At 60.5% G+C, this 14,323-nt stretch carries 17 protein-coding genes; 8 read left to right on the forward strand and 9 right to left on the reverse strand.

What is annotated here, in order from left to right; translation table 11 throughout:
* Positions 1-57 precede the first annotated feature (57 nt).
* The 3 genes from ACZ89E_RS13545 to ACZ89E_RS13555 all read right to left on the reverse strand — a co-directional run bounded on the left by ACZ89E_RS13545 (position 58) and on the right by ACZ89E_RS13555 (position 3,267).
* Positions 58-588, reverse strand: coding sequence for a hypothetical protein (locus tag ACZ89E_RS13545; RefSeq protein WP_476255852.1), 531 nt, complete (start codon positions 586-588; stop codon positions 58-60).
* Between the two features lie 237 nt (positions 589-825).
* Entirely contained in the window at positions 826-1,344 is a 519-nt protein-coding gene (locus ACZ89E_RS13550) for an ankyrin repeat domain-containing protein (protein WP_149656881.1), read from the reverse strand.
* A gap of 96 nt (positions 1,345-1,440) precedes the next feature.
* Positions 1,441-3,267, reverse strand: a complete 1,827-nt coding sequence (locus tag ACZ89E_RS13555; protein ID WP_476255853.1) for a long-chain-acyl-CoA synthetase — start codon at positions 3,265-3,267, stop codon at positions 1,441-1,443.
* A gap of 343 nt (positions 3,268-3,610) precedes the next feature.
* On the opposite strand from ACZ89E_RS13555, the gene ACZ89E_RS13560 reads away from it, so the two are divergent.
* Positions 3,611-3,889 carry a DUF3509 domain-containing protein gene (locus ACZ89E_RS13560; protein ID WP_054048577.1) on the forward strand — a complete coding sequence of 93 codons (279 nt, stop codon included), beginning with the start codon at positions 3,611-3,613 and terminating at the stop codon, positions 3,887-3,889.
* A gap of 203 nt (positions 3,890-4,092) precedes the next feature.
* Here ACZ89E_RS13560 and mtnC read toward each other — a convergent pair whose 3' ends face one another.
* Genes mtnC through aroC form a run of 5 tightly spaced genes read right to left on the reverse strand, consistent with a single transcriptional unit; the run spans position 4,093 to position 8,241 of the window.
* Positions 4,093-4,776 carry an acireductone synthase gene (gene mtnC, locus ACZ89E_RS13565; protein WP_476255854.1) on the reverse strand — a complete coding sequence of 228 codons (684 nt, stop codon included), beginning with the start codon at positions 4,774-4,776 and terminating at the stop codon, positions 4,093-4,095.
* Between the two features lie 4 nt (positions 4,777-4,780).
* Positions 4,781-5,326 (reverse strand): 1,2-dihydroxy-3-keto-5-methylthiopentene dioxygenase, encoded by a 546-nt coding sequence (locus tag ACZ89E_RS13570; protein ID WP_149656884.1) that lies wholly within the window; start codon positions 5,324-5,326, stop codon positions 4,781-4,783.
* 20 nt (positions 5,327-5,346) lie between these two features.
* Positions 5,347-5,973, reverse strand: a complete 627-nt coding sequence (locus ACZ89E_RS13575; protein WP_476255855.1) for a methylthioribulose 1-phosphate dehydratase — start codon at positions 5,971-5,973, stop codon at positions 5,347-5,349.
* A complete protein-coding gene (locus tag ACZ89E_RS13580) occupies positions 5,970-7,115 on the reverse strand; it encodes an MFS transporter (protein ID WP_149656886.1) in 1,146 nt (381 codons plus the stop codon). Before ACZ89E_RS13580 ends, ACZ89E_RS13575 begins: the two co-directional genes overlap by 4 nt.
* A gap of 34 nt (positions 7,116-7,149) precedes the next feature.
* Entirely contained in the window at positions 7,150-8,241 is a 1,092-nt protein-coding gene (gene aroC / locus ACZ89E_RS13585; RefSeq protein WP_149656887.1) for a chorismate synthase, read from the reverse strand.
* Positions 8,242-8,370: 129 nt separating this feature from the next.
* On the opposite strand from aroC, the gene ACZ89E_RS13590 reads away from it, so the two are divergent.
* Positions 8,371-9,324: an alpha/beta hydrolase gene (locus ACZ89E_RS13590; RefSeq protein ID WP_149656888.1), complete on the forward strand. Its 954-nt coding sequence runs from the start codon at positions 8,371-8,373 to the stop codon at positions 9,322-9,324.
* 98 nt (positions 9,325-9,422) lie between these two features.
* Positions 9,423-10,214, forward strand: coding sequence for a hypothetical protein (locus tag ACZ89E_RS13595; RefSeq protein ID WP_149656889.1), 792 nt, complete (start codon positions 9,423-9,425; stop codon positions 10,212-10,214).
* Between the two features lie 44 nt (positions 10,215-10,258).
* On the opposite strand, the gene prmB is transcribed toward ACZ89E_RS13595, so the two are convergent.
* A complete protein-coding gene (prmB, locus tag ACZ89E_RS13600) occupies positions 10,259-11,167 on the reverse strand; it encodes a 50S ribosomal protein L3 N(5)-glutamine methyltransferase (protein ID WP_149656890.1) in 909 nt (302 codons plus the stop codon).
* Between the two features lie 251 nt (positions 11,168-11,418).
* Here prmB and ACZ89E_RS13605 point away from each other — a divergent pair, with 251 nt between their 5' ends.
* The 5 genes from ACZ89E_RS13605 to ACZ89E_RS13625 all read left to right on the forward strand — a co-directional run bounded on the left by ACZ89E_RS13605 (position 11,419) and on the right by ACZ89E_RS13625 (position 14,204).
* Positions 11,419-12,009, forward strand: coding sequence for a cysteine hydrolase family protein (locus ACZ89E_RS13605; protein WP_149656891.1), 591 nt, complete (start codon positions 11,419-11,421; stop codon positions 12,007-12,009).
* A gap of 131 nt (positions 12,010-12,140) precedes the next feature.
* The gene (locus ACZ89E_RS13610) at positions 12,141-12,461 is read left to right on the forward strand and encodes a hypothetical protein (RefSeq protein ID WP_149656892.1); all 321 of its coding nucleotides are present in this window, start codon (positions 12,141-12,143) and stop codon (positions 12,459-12,461) included.
* Between the two features lie 86 nt (positions 12,462-12,547).
* Positions 12,548-13,105, forward strand: coding sequence for a Smr/MutS family protein (locus ACZ89E_RS13615; RefSeq protein ID WP_133836618.1), 558 nt, complete (start codon positions 12,548-12,550; stop codon positions 13,103-13,105).
* Positions 13,106-13,182: 77 nt separating this feature from the next.
* Positions 13,183-13,728, forward strand: a complete 546-nt coding sequence (gene folE / locus ACZ89E_RS13620) for a GTP cyclohydrolase I FolE (protein ID WP_003204506.1) — start codon at positions 13,183-13,185, stop codon at positions 13,726-13,728.
* 104 nt (positions 13,729-13,832) lie between these two features.
* Positions 13,833-14,204: a glutathione S-transferase N-terminal domain-containing protein gene (locus tag ACZ89E_RS13625; protein ID WP_149656893.1), complete on the forward strand. Its 372-nt coding sequence runs from the start codon at positions 13,833-13,835 to the stop codon at positions 14,202-14,204.
* Positions 14,205-14,323 lie beyond the last annotated feature (119 nt).

The raw sequence follows: 14,323 nt of genomic DNA on the forward strand, positions 1-14,323 counted from the left end.
GAAAGTGGCATGCAGTCTTAGGATAGTCGGCTCCTGCGAGGGTTCCGTTTTATTGCGTTAAACGTGGATTGCCACTTTCAAGGCTTCCAGAGAAGGCGCAGCGGCGATGCCGACCTGAGCGCACAGTTCGAGTACGCGGGGCACGTCGTTGCCGTAGACCAGCACCACTTGCAGTTCGTCGTCGAGCAACTGGCTGAAGTTCATCAGCGTGTAACCGCCGTTTTCCTTGTTCATGCTGCCCATCTGCACCTGGATGCGGTTGAGCGCGGTCAGGGCTTCGGTCTTGGCCAGTTGCTTGGGCTTGATGTTGAAGTCCACACCCGGGCCGAACGAAGAGACGATCTGGGCGAACAGGTCCATGTAGGTGTCAGCCTGGAACAGCACGGTCTCCGGCAGACTGCCCACCACGACCCATTCGCCTAACGGCATCGGGAAGGTGTCGTCGTAGTTGATGTCCGGGTTGGCGGCCAGGAAAACTTCGGGATCGGCGTAGGCCTGGGCCGCTTCGTCAGCGATCTTCAGGATTTCATCATCGCCCATGCACCCGGAGCTGATTTTGCTGATGAGTTCGACGAGTGCGGTTTTCATGGGGATGGATCCTGTAGCGAGGGAGATTTTGAGGGCGCGAAGGATAGCGCATTCGCAGGAATTTTGGCGGGATCTGGCATGGACCTGTGGCGAGGGAGCTTGCTCCCGCTCGGCTGCGAAGCAGTCGTAAATCCGGCGCATGCGATTTTCCTGAAGGATCGCATTGCCTGGTTTGAGGGCCGCTACGCGCCCCAGCGGGAGCAAGCTCCCTCGCCACAGGGGACTGCGCCAGGCATATCAGCCGAGCAATTTCTGCAGTTGAGCGGTGGTATCCACGGCACCCATGGTTTTGGCCGCATCCAGCGCCGAAACGCCATTGGCGTCCTTGGCCTTCGGATCTGCGCCTTTGCTGATCAGGTAATCAACGATTTCAACGCGGTTGAACATCGCCGCCATCATCAGCGCCGTGCGGCCGTCGAACGACGAGCCTTCGACTTGCGCCCCGCCTTCGACCAACGCCGTGACCACCGCCAGGTCGCCCTTGAACGCGGCGCCGGCAATCGGGCTCTGGCCGTTGTCGTTGCGGATTTCCGGGTCGGCCTTGTGTTCCAGCAGCACTTTTACCGTCTCGACGTGGCCGTGGTAGGCAGCGAGCATCAGCAAGGTGTCGCCCTTGTGGTTGCGCAGGTTCGGCGGCAGGCCTTTGGTCAGCAGCGCCGCCATCATGGCCGCATCGCCCTCGCGCGCTTTGTTGAACACCTGTTCGGCGAATTCGGCAGCTTCTTCGGGCGTCATCTGGCGGCTTTGGTCTGACATGGGGGACTCTCTATTCGGTCAATCGGAAAGCCGACAGTTTCCCGAGCGCCCCGGCGCCTGTCACTCCTTTTTTCTCAAGCGCGGCCATAGCCAGATTCAATAGCGGTACTTGCCACCACGAATGTCCGCCAGCACCTGCTCGGTGACTCGCACGTACGTCTGGGTACCCGGCAGCCAGGCGTAGATCGGGTCATCGCCGGTCTTGCCCGGGTCGAAGGCTTCATCCTTGAGTCGGGTCTTCTGGTATTTGAAGGTTCCGGTGGTTTCCATTTTCACTTTCAGGCGCAGGAACAAAGGCACCGCGTACGCCGGCATGTGCTGGCGCGTAAAGCTCAGCAGCTCGGTGAAATCCAGGGTGGCCAGGGACTCGGTGGGCGTAATCGCCGCCATCCCGGCGCGGCCGTTGGTGTTGCAGATTTCCACGCCGTAGGCCACCGCCTCGCAGATGTTCGGATGCTGCAACAGAATGTTCTCGACCTCGGTGGTGGAGACGTTCTCGCCCTTCCAGCGGTAGGTGTCGCCCAGGCGATCGACGAATTGCGCGTGGCCGAAACCGATGTTGCGCAGCAGGTCGCCGGTATTGAAGTAGCGGTCGCCTTTGGCGAACACATCGTGGAGCACGACTTTCTCGGTTTTCTGCGGATCGGTGTAGCCGTCCAGCGGCGCCTTGTCGTCGATTCTCGCCAGCAACAAGCCCTGCCCGCCCTTGGCGACTTTGCTCATCAAGCCCTTGGCGTTGCGAATCGGCGCGCCGCTGTCGTGGTCATACGCCACCAATTCCCAGGACATCAGGGAGAAACCGATGGTGTTGTCGAAGTTGAGGATGTTGGTGAAACCGATGTTGCCGTCGCTGGCCGCATAGAGCTCGCAGATGTGGTCCACCGCGAAGCGCGTCTTGAATTCGCGCCAGGCGCCGGGGCGCAGGCCATTGCCGATCATCTTGGTCACGCCGTGTTGGCTGTCGTCGGCGCTGGCCGGTTGATCAACCAGGTAGCGACACAATTCGCCGACATAACCGAGGGTGGTCGCGCGGTATTTGCGCACATCGTTCCAGAACTGGCTGGCGCTGAACTTGCGGCGGATGGCGAACCCCGCCGCGCCGCTGATGGCCGAGCCCCAGCACACGCACAGCCCGGTGGCGTGATAAAGCGGCAAGGTGCAATACACCACGTCTTCGGGCTGCATATCGAGGGCGATCAGGCCGAAGCTGGCGGAACTGCGCATCCAGCGCCCATGCTTGAACACGCCGGCCTTCGGCAACCCCGTCGTGCCGGAGGTATAGATGTAGAAGCAGGGATCGTCGAAAAACACCTGATGGCTGCTGGCCGGGTTGTCGCTGGAGGCGTCGGCGCTGGCCATCATCAGGTTGATGAAACGATCGGGCGAAATGCCCGGATAGCTGTAGGTATCGCGATCGGCGACGAACCAGGTGCGCGCCGCCGCGATCTCGACCCGCTCGCGAACCGCCGAATAGGCCGGCACCAGCTCCTCGCCGACAATGATCGCCACCGGCGCCACCAGGTTCAGGCTGTGGGCCAGGGTATCGCGGGTTTGCGAAGTATTGAGCAGCGCGCTGATCGCCCCGACCTTGGCCACCGCCAGGATCGTCACCAGCAGTTCCGGGCGGTTCTCGATGAAGATCGCCACCACATCACCCTTGCCGATCCCCTGGTCGATCAGGTGATGGGCAATGCGGTTGGCCCACTGATTGACTTGGGTGTACGTCAGCGCCACCGCGTCTTGCAGCAAGGCGACGCCGTCGGGATTGCGCAAGGTTGCTTGCTCGAAGGTCCAGCCGAGGCCACACGGTTGGGTCGGGTCCTTGACGTTGGCGACCTTCATGCCCTTCACCACGCGGGGGATGGCTTTGGCGATGGTCGGCAATTTGCGGAGCATCATGCCCCAGGTAATCGTGTCGCTCATGGTGGCTCCCGTTCGATCTTCTTATTGTCGGGCGGCGTTGATTGAGCCCGAAAATACGTCAGCGGTTCTGGAGCTGTACACGCGGTTTTTGCAATGTTTTGTATCCGCCCTGGATACCTGGGCAAACGTGATCCCTGGCCGTGCCATTCGTTCCATTCAATCGTGCGAAACCCCGCAAAATGCAGGATGCACGATGGCCATTCATGCAGATTGCACGAAAGCAAAAAATCGACATCTACATAACAAATTGATTTATAACGACTTTTAAAAATTTCAGTGCTGGCACAAACGCTGCAACTACCTCTCCATGCTTGCTAATCAAGTGCTAACGGAGCTGATAGACATGAGCCTGATCCAAGAAAAATTTACCTCGCTGTTCTCCAACTTCGACGTGACCACCCAGGCACGCCCTGACGGTGGCATCCTGCTGACGCTGCGCAGCACCGAAGGCAAAGTCTTTAAACGCTCGATTTCCTACCAGCAATTGCATGCCGGCGACCAACTGTCGTGGGTGATCAGCGCGATCCGCCGTGACCTGGCTGAACAGGCCAGCGAATTGCCGCAAATCTCGATGCTGCAGAGCCAGCAGCGGTTTGCTTTGCCGACTTATCATTCGGCGTAAATCGATTGGCGCTTTAAACAAACAGGCCGTGATAGCTTTCGCTTCACGGCCTGAATTGTTTCTGGCGTCACGCAATCCCCTGCAATCCCCCTGCATACCCTGTAGGAGCGAGGCTTGCCCGCGAAGGCGGCGTATCAGGCGATATAAATGTTGGCTGATCGGACGCCTTCGCGGGCAAGCCTCGCTCCTACAGGTTGTGTGGGTTACATGGCGGTGGGGTTGATCCGCGCAAAGCTGTCGACGGTCATGTGCCCTGCCAATTCGCCGCCCTCTCGCGCCAACCCGTACGTCGCCATTCCCGCCGCGCGGGCCGCGTCCAGTTCTTCGACGATGTCGGACAGGAACAGAATCTGCCCTGCTTCCAACCCAATGGCCTGAGTGATGCGCTCGTATGATTGCGCCTCACGCTTGGGTCCCGACGTGGTGTCGAAATAACCGCTGAACAGCGGCGACAAATCCCCCGCTTCCGAACAGCCGAAGATCAGCTTCTGCGCCTGGATCGAGCCCGAGGAATACACAAACAGTTGAAAACCTTGCTGATGCCAGCGCTTGAGCGCTTCAACGGCATCCGGGTACACGTGGCCTTTCAACTGCCCGGCCTGATAGCCCTGCTCCCAGACCATGCCTTGCAACGCCTTGAGCGGCGTGGCCTTGCGGTCTTCGGCGATCCAGCCCAGCAGGATTTTAATGACCCGCTCAACGTTTGCCTCGGGTTCGTTACTGTCCCGACGCACGGCGTCCAGTTGCTCAGCGACATCCGCCCGTGCGGCGTGTTGGCGAACAAAGTCCGGCAAGTGTTTAGCTGCGTAGGGAAACAACACGTCGAACACAAAACTCACCGCGCTGGTGGTGCCTTCGATGTCGGTGAGAATCGCTTTGATCGGCATTGAATCAGTCCTCCAGGCGCGGGAAGCGGTTGGCGATGTCTTCGCCGGTGAACTTGGCAACCCAGCCTTCGGGGTTGTTGAACAAACGGATCGCCACGAAATGCGGATGCTCGCCCATGTCAAACCAGTGCGGCGTACCGGCCGGGACCGAGATCAGGTCGTTTTTCTCGCAGAGCACGGCGTAGACATAATCGTCGATGTGCAGGGTAAACAGCCCACGGCCGGCGACGAAAAATCGTACTTCGTCCTCGCCATGGCGGTGTTCATCGAGGAACTTGGCCCGCAGTTCGGCTTTTTGCGGGTGGTCGCTGTTCAGGCTGATGACATCGACGGTGATGTAGCCTCGCTCGGTCATCAGCTTGTCGATCTGCTCCTGGTAGGCCGCGATCACTTCTTCCTGGCTGGCGCCGGGCTGGATTTTCGCGGTGGCTTGCCAGCGGTCGAAACGCACGCCCTGTTCGGCCAGGGTCGAAGCGATGTCTTCGAAATGTGTCAGCACCTTGTTCGGAATGTCAGGGCTTGAGACGTGGTAAACGGACAGGCTGCTCATCAGGGCAACTCCTTAACGGTTCATGCTTGACGGTTCAAGACCGAGCGCATCTTCAACTCGCACTCGAACAAAAATTCAAAGGCCTCGATCTGCCGCAGGGCGTCGCTCATGCGCGCGCCCCAGGTGTAGAGGCCGTGGCCGCGAATCAGGTAGCCGACGCAATCGGGATGGGCGTCGAGCCAAGGCTGCACCTTGGCGGCCAGGCGCGCAATGTCCTGGTCATTGTCGAAAATCGGCACCCGCACCAACGACTCGTGGGTCGAGACGCCGCTGAAGGCTTTTTGCAGTTCGTAGTCTTCAAATTCGATGAAGGCTTGCGGCGTCAGGCGCGACAGCACCGTGGCGTTCACCGAATGGGTGTGCAGCACCGCGCCGATGTCCGGGCGCCAGCTGTAGAGCTGGGTGTGCAGCAGGGTTTCGGCGGACGGTTTCTTGCCCGGCTCCAGGCTGTTGCCGGACAGGTCGGTGACCAGCACATCGTCGAGGCCGAGTTGGCCTTTGTGCTTGCCGGACACGGTCAGCAGCGCTTCGGTCGGTGACAGGCGCGTCGAATAATTGCTGCTGGTGGCCGGCGACCAGCCGCGACCGTACAAAAAACGCCCGGCGTCGATGATTTCCTGGGCGAGGTGTTCACGGGTAAGGCTCATGGCCGGTCCTCTTGCATACGTGTGGCAATGATAACGGCAGCGGCGAAGGCTGCGAGGCTGGCAATACTAAAGGTCAATGTGGCGCCGAGGGCATTCCAGCTGTAGCCGGAATACAACGCGCCGAGTGCGCCGCCGGTGCCGGCCAGTGCTGCGTACAACGCCTGGCCCTGGCCCTGCTGACGGGCGCCGAAACTACGTTGCACGAACTGGATGGCAGCCGCGTGAAAGCTGCCGAAGGTGGCTGCGTGCAGTACTTGGGCGAACAACAGCACCCACAAAAACTCAGCGAACGAACCTAGCAGCAACCAGCGCAGGGCCGCCAGCAGAAAACTCGCCATCAGCACCCGGCGCACCGAGAAGCGCGCGAGGATTTTGCTCATGGCCAGGAACATCAGGACTTCCGCGACGACACCGACGGCCCAGAGCATGCCGATCACGCCACGGCTGTAACCGAGACGTTCCAGGTGAAGAGTCAGAAAGGTGTAATACGGCCCGTGGCTCATCTGCATCAGCGCCACGCAACCGTAAAACGCCAATACGCCGGGGCTGCGCAGTTGCTTGAGGAAGCCCTCCCCGGTCACGCGTTCGCTCTGCACCGGTTGTGCGTTTGGCACCCACAAGCTGCTGACGACGATCCCGGCCATGATCAGCACCAGCGCCACGGGGTAGACATCCAGGCTCAGCCACTCGAACACCCGCCCGAGCGCGACCACGGTGATGATGAAACCGATGGAGCCCCACAAGCGGATCTGGCTGTAGCGAGAGGTCTGGCCCTTGAGGTGCGCCAGGGTGATGACTTCGAATTGCGGCAGCACCGCGTGCCAGAAGAACGCGTGCAGGGCCATGACCATCGCCAGCCAGGCGTAGGTTTTGCTGACGAAGATCAGCGAGAACGTCAGCAACGTGCAGACGGCGCCGAAGCGCACGATGGCCAGGCGTCGACCGGTGTAGTCGCCGAGCCAGCCCCAGATGTTCGGCGCCACGCAGCGCATCAGCATCGGGATCGCCACCAGTTCGCCGATGCGCGCACTGGAAAAGCCCAGGTGATCGAAGTACAGCGCCAGAAATGGCGCTGTCGAACCGAGCAAGGCGAAATAGAACAGATAGAAACTGGAGAGCCGCCAGTACGGGAGCGCCGCCAAGGTCTTCAGGCCCCGGCGACTGTGCGGTGAGCCATTAAAGCTGACCCAACACCGGCGTGCTCACTTGCACATCGGCGTTCTGCCCGCGATGACGCAGCAGGTGATCCATCAGCACGATGGCCATCATCGCTTCGGCAATCGGCGTGGCGCGGATGCCGACGCACGGGTCGTGACGGCCCTTGGTGATCACGTCCACCGGGTTGCCATGGATGTCGATGGAACGGCCCGGCGTGGTGATGCTCGACGTTGGCTTCAATGCCAAGTGCGCGACGATCGGCTGGCCCGAGGAGATGCCGCCGAGAATGCCGCCGGCGTTGTTGCTGAGAAAACCTTCCGGGGTCATTTCATCGCGGTGTTCGGTGCCGCGCTGGGCGACGCTGGCGAAACCGGCGCCGATTTCCACGCCTTTCACGGCGTTGATGCTCATCAGCGCGTGGGCCAGTTCGGCGTCGAGGCGGTCGAAGATCGGCTCGCCCAAGCCCGGCATCACGCCTTCAGCGACCACGGTGATCTTGGCGCCGACCGAATCCTGGTCGCGGCGCAACTGGTCCATATAGGCTTCCAGTTCCGGCACTTTGTCCGGGTCGGGGCTGAAGAAGGCGTTTTCTTCCACCGAATCCCAGGTCTTGAACGGGATTTCGATCGGGCCGAGCTGGCTCATGTAGCCACGAATAACGATGCCCTGAGTCGCCAGGTACTTCTTGGCAATCGCCCCGGCCGCCACGCGCATGGCGGTTTCCCGGGCCGAGCTGCGACCGCCGCCGCGGTAATCGCGCTCGCCGTACTTGTGGTGGTAGGTGTAGTCGGCGTGGGCCGGGCGGAACAGGTCCTTGATCGCCGAGTAGTCCTTGGACTTCTGGTCGGTGTTGCGGATCAACAGGCCGATGGCGCAACCGGTGGTGCGGCCTTCGAACACGCCGCTGAGGATTTCGACTTCGTCGGCTTCCTGGCGCTGGGTGGTGTGGCGGCTGGTGCCGGGCTTGCGGCGGTCAAGGTCACGCTGCAGATCCTCCAGGGAAATCTCCAGACCCGGCGGGCAGCCGTCGACAATGGCGACCAACGCCGGACCATGGCTTTCGCCTGCGGTGGTGACAGTGAACAGCTTGCCGTAGGTATTGCCGGACATGCGGGACGCTCCGTGAAATCGAACCTGAATACGTAATGCGCGCCAGTATACGCAGGCAACCCAAGTAGTTCATCCTCGAACCTTACCGGTGCCCGCGAGTCCAACCGGCACCTTATCCATGATGGCGTGATGATGCTGCGAGTTCTAGCCTTGAGTCTTACCCTGTTTACCGGCTTCGTTCAGGCCACTGTCCTACAACGACCGATCAATTTGGATACCGGCACCGGAGAGCTTTTCGGCTCATTGTTGTTGCCTAAATCCGACACGCCGGTGCCGGTTGTCCTGATCATTTCCGGCTCCGGTCCTACGGATCGCGACGGAAACAACCCCGACGGCGGGCGCAACGACAGCCTCAAGCGCCTGGCGTGGGTGCTGGCCAAGCACAACATCGCCAGCGTGCGCTACGACAAGCGCGGCGTGGCGGCGAGCCTGGCCGCGACCCCGGACGAACGCAATCTGTCGGTGGAAGCCTACGTAGCCGATGCCGAGGCCTGGAGCCGCAAGCTCAAGGCCGATCCGCGTTTCGGCAAATTGATTCTGCTCGGCCACAGCGAAGGTGCGTTGATCGCCACGCTGGCGGCGCCGAGCGTCGATGCGGCGGCGGTGATTTCCATGTCCGGCAGCGCCCGGCCGGTGGACCAGGTGCTGCGCCAGCAATTGAGCAATCGCCTGCCGCCACCGCTGATGCTGCGCAGCAATGAACTGCTCGACAGCCTCAAGGCCGGCCACACCGACGACAACGTCCCGCCGCAGTTGCAGGTGATTTTTCGCCCAAGCGTGCAGCCGTACCTGATTTCGCTGTTCCGCCAGGACCCGGCGGGCGCTTTCGCCCGGTTGAAAATGCCGGCGCTGATCATCCAGGGCACCAGCGACATCCAGGTCGGCGTCGGCGACGCCAAGCTGTTGAAAGAAGCCAAGCCCGACGCCGAACTGGCGGTGATCGAGGGCATGAACCACGTGATGCGCATCGTGCCCAACGATGTGAAACGGCAGTTGGCATCCTATAAGGATCCACAATTGCCCTTGGCCGCTGAACTTGGCTCACGAATCCTCGGCTTTATTGACGGACTTCGCTCCAGTTGAGCGCTGTTACCCTCTAGTCTTCAAAAAAACGGCCGATAAGCCTTTGTCGCCAGCGCTATGACTGGCGGCAAGCAGCGCTTGGACAGGATCTCGCCGTTATGACTGATACCCAGACTTCACCCGACACCACCGCTGAAAAAGACACACCGCCAGCGGTCGAGTTGCCGTGGGCGGACGTCCACGCCGAGCACCACAAGATGCTTCGCCTGGCGCCGTTGAAGACCGACCGCAACACCGGTAGCCGGCCGTTGCGCTTTGTCGAGTTCGGTTACGCCGAGCGCAACAGCAAGGAACGCAGCCTGATGCGCCTGACCATCAAGTTGCCGGGCCAGCGGGTGCGCAAAGAGCAGAATCACTTGGACGTTTGGGTCGATCACGAGACCAAACGCGTGCATTTCGGCCCGGACAGCGGCTTGCAGATCGAGCCGATGAACCGCGGCATCGGACGCTACCTGGCCGCTCAAGGCATTAGCTGGGCGAAAAAGCGTTGGCCCACCTACACCGTCGACGGCAGCGACCTGAACAACAAGGATGCGCTGAACGAAGACACGCGCCTGCGCCGCGATCACTTTTTGCGCATGCACGGTTTTGAAGTCGCGTACGCCGATGCCCAGCATTTGAAGGGCAGCGTCAAAGAGGTCCAGGTCGGCGACTTGCTGGCGGACTGGAACAGCGAAAAGCTGCAACAGGTGGAAATTCTCGAAGCCGCGCAGATGTTGCAGCAGGCGGAGCAGAACCTGGCCGAGCAGGAAGTGAAGCTCAAGAAGCACGAAGAAAAGGTCAGCAAGTACAAGCGTGAAGACGCCGGGCTACGTTTTACGATTACGTGCCTGGTGGCGTTTTCGGTGTTTCAGGCGGGGTTGTTGATCTGGATTGCGACGCACCGGTGATGGCTGATCGCTCCCACGCTCTGCGTGGGAACGATCTTTAGCGGTTAAACGCGGGACGCAAACACCGCCTGGTGATCGCGGCACTGCTCGGCGGTCAACATGAACACGCCATGCCCACCGCGCTCGAAATCGAGCCATGCGAAGTCGACTTCCGGGTACAGCGCTTCGACGTGCACCTGGCTGTTGCCTACTTCGACAATCAGCAAACCCTTCTCGGTCAGGTGATTCGCCGCTTCGGCGAGCATCCGGCGCACCAGGTTCAAACCGTCGTCGCCACAGGCCAGGCCCAGTTCCGGTTCGTGCTGGTATTCGTCCGGCATGTCGGCGAAATCTTCCGCATCGACGTAGGGCGGGTTCGACACGATCAGGTCGAAACGTTGCCCCGGCAGCCCATCAAAGCCATCGCCCTGAACCGTGTATACCCGCTCATCGACGCCATGGCGCTCGATGTTCTGGTTGGCCACTTCCAGTGCTTCGAACGACAGGTCGGCCAGCACCACTTCGGCGTTCTGGAACTCGTAGGCACAGGCGATACCGATGCAGCCGGAACCGGTGCACAGGTCGAGAATCCGCGCCGGATCCTTGCCCAGCCACGGAGCGAAGCGCTTTTCGATCAGTTCGCCAATCGGCGAGCGCGGGATCAGCACACGCTCATCGACAATGAACGACATTCCGCAGAACCAGGCCTCGCCCAACAGGTAAGCGGTAGGAATGCGCTCCTCGATGCGACGCTTGAGCAAGCGTTGCAGATTGACCAGTTCATCGTCTTCCAGATTGCAGTCCAGATAGCTGTCGGCAATTTCCCACGGCAGGTGCAATGCACCCAACACCAGTTGACGGGCTTCGTCCCAGGCGTTGTCGGTCCCATGGCCGAAAAACAGATCCTCCCCATGGAAGCGGCTGACGGCCCAACGGATATGGTCACGCAGGGTACGAAGTCGGGAAGTGATCACAGCGGCAACTCCAAATAAAACTGGCAAATAAAACGACGGGCGATTCTAACAGCCAAAACGCGCCACGACGACGCAGGAAAAACACCGGATCAGATGTAGGACTCTTCCATTTTTGCGCTTGGCTATTGAACAGAATGAGCCTCTTGACAAGGCTGCAAGCCAGCAACGACGGTGCCTACGATGGTAGCGATTCACAGAACCGCTCAGCCAGAGGACAATGTCGCAAAAGCCCCACTCCAAGGAGCCCCAGAATGTCCGTTCCACAAACGATGTTTCAACTCAGCGGTCGCGGTTACCCGGCGGCCAAACTGAGCCAGGCGACCCTCATCATCATCGATGCCCAGAAAGAATACCTCAGCGGCCCGCTGGCCCTGAGCGGCATGGAAGCTGCCGTCGCGAACATCAAGCAAATCGTGGCCGCTGCCCGTGCAGCCGGTCGGCCGATCGTGCACGTACGTCACCTCGGCACCGTCGGCGGGCTGTTCGATCCACAGGGCGAACGCGGCGAGTTCATTCCGGGCCTCGAACCAACGAGCGATGAAACCATTATCGGCAAACTGCTGCCGAGCGCGTTCCACGGCACCACGCTGTACGATCGCCTGCAAGAGCTGGGCTCCCTGGACCTGATCGTTTGCGGCTTCATGAGCCACTCCAGTGTCAGCACCACCGTGCGCGCGGCGAAGAACCTGGGCTTTCGTTGCACCCTGGTCGAGGATGCCTGTGCCACCCGCGACCTGCCTTACAAGGGGGGTGTACTCAGCGCCGAGCACGTTCAGCAGACCGAAATGGCAATCATGGCGGACAACTTCGCCACCCTTGCCCTGACCCACGATCTGATCTGACCGACTTTTGATGAGCGGCACATGCCGCCGCTCATCCGCAAAAGCCTCTCATTTGCTGCAATTGCCCTAGCCTCAGGAACATCCCGGTCAACTCCCGGTCGAAGGGCCGATACCCATTGAGGAAGGTCGGAATGAAGTTATCCGATGGTTTTGACGCACGCCGCTTGCGGCCCAAAGGCCAAAGCAACTGGCGTTTTCGAATCGGTGCAGCGATTGCCGCCCTGCTGGCGATGCTCGGCGTATTGATGACGCTGGCCGGTGTCGGCAGCCTGCTCGGCCACGCGCCCGCACTGGGCGAGCTGAATACCAACAAGGTCGGCGCGGCGGTGATCGCGGTGATCGGCCTGTTCGTGCTGTACATCGGCGTGTGGCTGTGGCGCCGCTGCCGTCGCCGCTCGCGCCAGTCGCAAGCGCTGAACATGTCCCCGCACCTGATGAAAAAACACGATTGAATCCTTGGGCTCGGCAACTTGCCAGGCCCAATTGTTATGGATCGCGTCCCGACTTGGGTAAACTGCCCTCCTTCGCGGAGGCTGACATGCAAGACGACGATTTTTCCCTGTTCAAAAGTGCGACTCAAGGCATCAAGCCGATCAAGCACGATCGCGCCGAAACCGGCAAACCCAAAAGCGACCGCGCCCAGATTGCCAAGCTGCGTCAGGCCGCCACCGTGCGCACCGATGCCACCACCGTTGATGGCTTGTCCGATCAGTTCGTGATTGATGTCGGCCCGGAAGATGAGTTGATGTGGGCCCGCGACGGTGTGCAGGAAAGCCAGATCCGCAAACTCAAGATTGGCCAGATCCCGTTCGAAGGCAGCCTTGACCTGCACGGCATGAACGTGGAAAAGGCCCGGGAAACCCTCTGGGCCTTTCTCGCCGAAGCAACCAAATTCGAAATCCGCTGCGTGCGCGTCACCCACGGCAAAGCCGTGCGCCTGGACGGCAAGCGGCCGATGATCAAAAGCCACGTCAACACCTGGCTGCGCCAGCATTCCCAAGTGCTCGGCTTCACCTCGTGCCAGGCCAAACACGGCGGCGCCGGCGCGGTTTATGTGCTGCTCAAACGCACCATGATGGAAGGTCGCGACGAGTAAAGCTGTCGCGCCACGCTTGCAGCGCCGTGTTTGCCACCGTACCCTTGCCCTTTGCGAAAAATCCCACAGGTAGTTTCATGTCCCTGGAACAGAATTACACCGCGATTCTCGGTCAATTGGGCGAGGACGTGTCCCGCGAGGGCCTGCTCGACACGCCAAAGCGTGCCGCCAAAGCCATGCAGTACCTTTGCCGCGGTTATGAACAGACACTGGAAGAAGTCACCAACGGTGCCTTGTTCAGCTCCGACAACAGCGAAATGGTGCTGGTCAAGGACATCGAGCTCTACTCGTTGTGCGAACACCACCTGCTGCCGTTCATCGGCAAGGCCCACGTCGCCTACATCCCGAGCGGCAAGGTCTTGGGGCTGTCGAAAGTCGCGCGGATCGTCGATATGTATGCGCGTCGCCTGCAAATCCAGGAAAACCTCAGCCGCCAGATCGCCGACGCGGTCCAGCAAGTCACCGGCGCCCTGGGCGTTGCGGTGGTGATCGAGGCCAAGCACATGTGCATGATGATGCGCGGTGTCGAGAAGCAGAATTCGTCGATGATCACCTCGGTGATGCTCGGTGAGTTCCGGGAAAACGCCGCCACCCGCAGCGAGTTTCTCAGCCTGATCAAGTAATCCGCAGCACTAAGAAAACCGGCATTCATCGCCGGTTTTTTTTCGCCTGTGAAAAATCAGGTAAGCTGCGCGCCTTTCTTGATTCCCACCGTGAGGCTTTCAACGTGTTCGTAAAAGCGCTTCGTGTCGGCCTTGGCCAACTGATCATCTTCATCGACTTCATCACCCGCCCGGGCAAAAAGCAGCGCCCGGCCGAGGTCCAGGCCCAGGTCAACAACGCCGCCAAGGGCCTGACCCTGTATCAGTTCCACGCCTGCCCGTTCTGCGTGAAGACCCGCCGCACCTTGCGCCGCTTGAACGTACCGGTGGCGCTGCGCGATGCGAAGAACAACGAGCAGGATCGCCAGGCGTTGCTGGATCACGGCGGCAAGATCAAGGTGCCGTGCCTGCGCATTGAAGAGAATGGGCAGACCACCTGGATGTATGAGTCCAAGGTGATTATTGATTATCTGGATAAGCGCTTCGCTGCGGCCTGATTTTTCAGTGGCGTTTTTGCGGACGCCATCGCGGGCAAGCCTTGCTCCTACGGATTGGTGGCGCTGCTCACATTTTGCGATCACTCCCAACCTGTAGGAGCAAGGCTTGCCCGCGATGA

This window comes from Pseudomonas sp. TE3899 (assembly GCF_056279105.1).

Bases quoted from the DNA above. Each gene is read 5' to 3' on its own strand.
- ACZ89E_RS13545 (WP_476255852.1), bottom strand. From the start codon at position 588: ATGAAAACCGCACTCGTCGAACTCATCAGCAAAATCAGCTCCGGGTGC.
- ACZ89E_RS13550 (WP_149656881.1), bottom strand. From the start codon at position 1,344: ATGTCAGACCAAAGCCGCCAGATGACGCCCGAAGAAGCTGCCGAATTC.
- ACZ89E_RS13555 (WP_476255853.1), bottom strand. From the start codon at position 3,267: ATGAGCGACACGATTACCTGGGGCATGATGCTCCGCAAATTGCCGACC.
- ACZ89E_RS13560 (WP_054048577.1), top strand. From the start codon at position 3,611: ATGAGCCTGATCCAAGAAAAATTTACCTCGCTGTTCTCCAACTTCGAC.
- mtnC (WP_476255854.1), bottom strand. From the start codon at position 4,776: ATGCCGATCAAAGCGATTCTCACCGACATCGAAGGCACCACCAGCGCG.
- ACZ89E_RS13570 (WP_149656884.1), bottom strand. From the start codon at position 5,326: ATGAGCAGCCTGTCCGTTTACCACGTCTCAAGCCCTGACATTCCGAAC.
- ACZ89E_RS13575 (WP_476255855.1), bottom strand. From the start codon at position 5,973: ATGAGCCTTACCCGTGAACACCTCGCCCAGGAAATCATCGACGCCGGG.
- aroC (WP_149656887.1), bottom strand. From the start codon at position 8,241: ATGTCCGGCAATACCTACGGCAAGCTGTTCACTGTCACCACCGCAGGC.
- ACZ89E_RS13590 (WP_149656888.1), top strand. From the start codon at position 8,371: ATGATGCTGCGAGTTCTAGCCTTGAGTCTTACCCTGTTTACCGGCTTC.
- ACZ89E_RS13595 (WP_149656889.1), top strand. From the start codon at position 9,423: ATGACTGATACCCAGACTTCACCCGACACCACCGCTGAAAAAGACACA.
- ACZ89E_RS13605 (WP_149656891.1), top strand. From the start codon at position 11,419: ATGTCCGTTCCACAAACGATGTTTCAACTCAGCGGTCGCGGTTACCCG.
- ACZ89E_RS13610 (WP_149656892.1), top strand. From the start codon at position 12,141: ATGAAGTTATCCGATGGTTTTGACGCACGCCGCTTGCGGCCCAAAGGC.
- ACZ89E_RS13615 (WP_133836618.1), top strand. From the start codon at position 12,548: ATGCAAGACGACGATTTTTCCCTGTTCAAAAGTGCGACTCAAGGCATC.
- folE (WP_003204506.1), top strand. From the start codon at position 13,183: ATGTCCCTGGAACAGAATTACACCGCGATTCTCGGTCAATTGGGCGAG.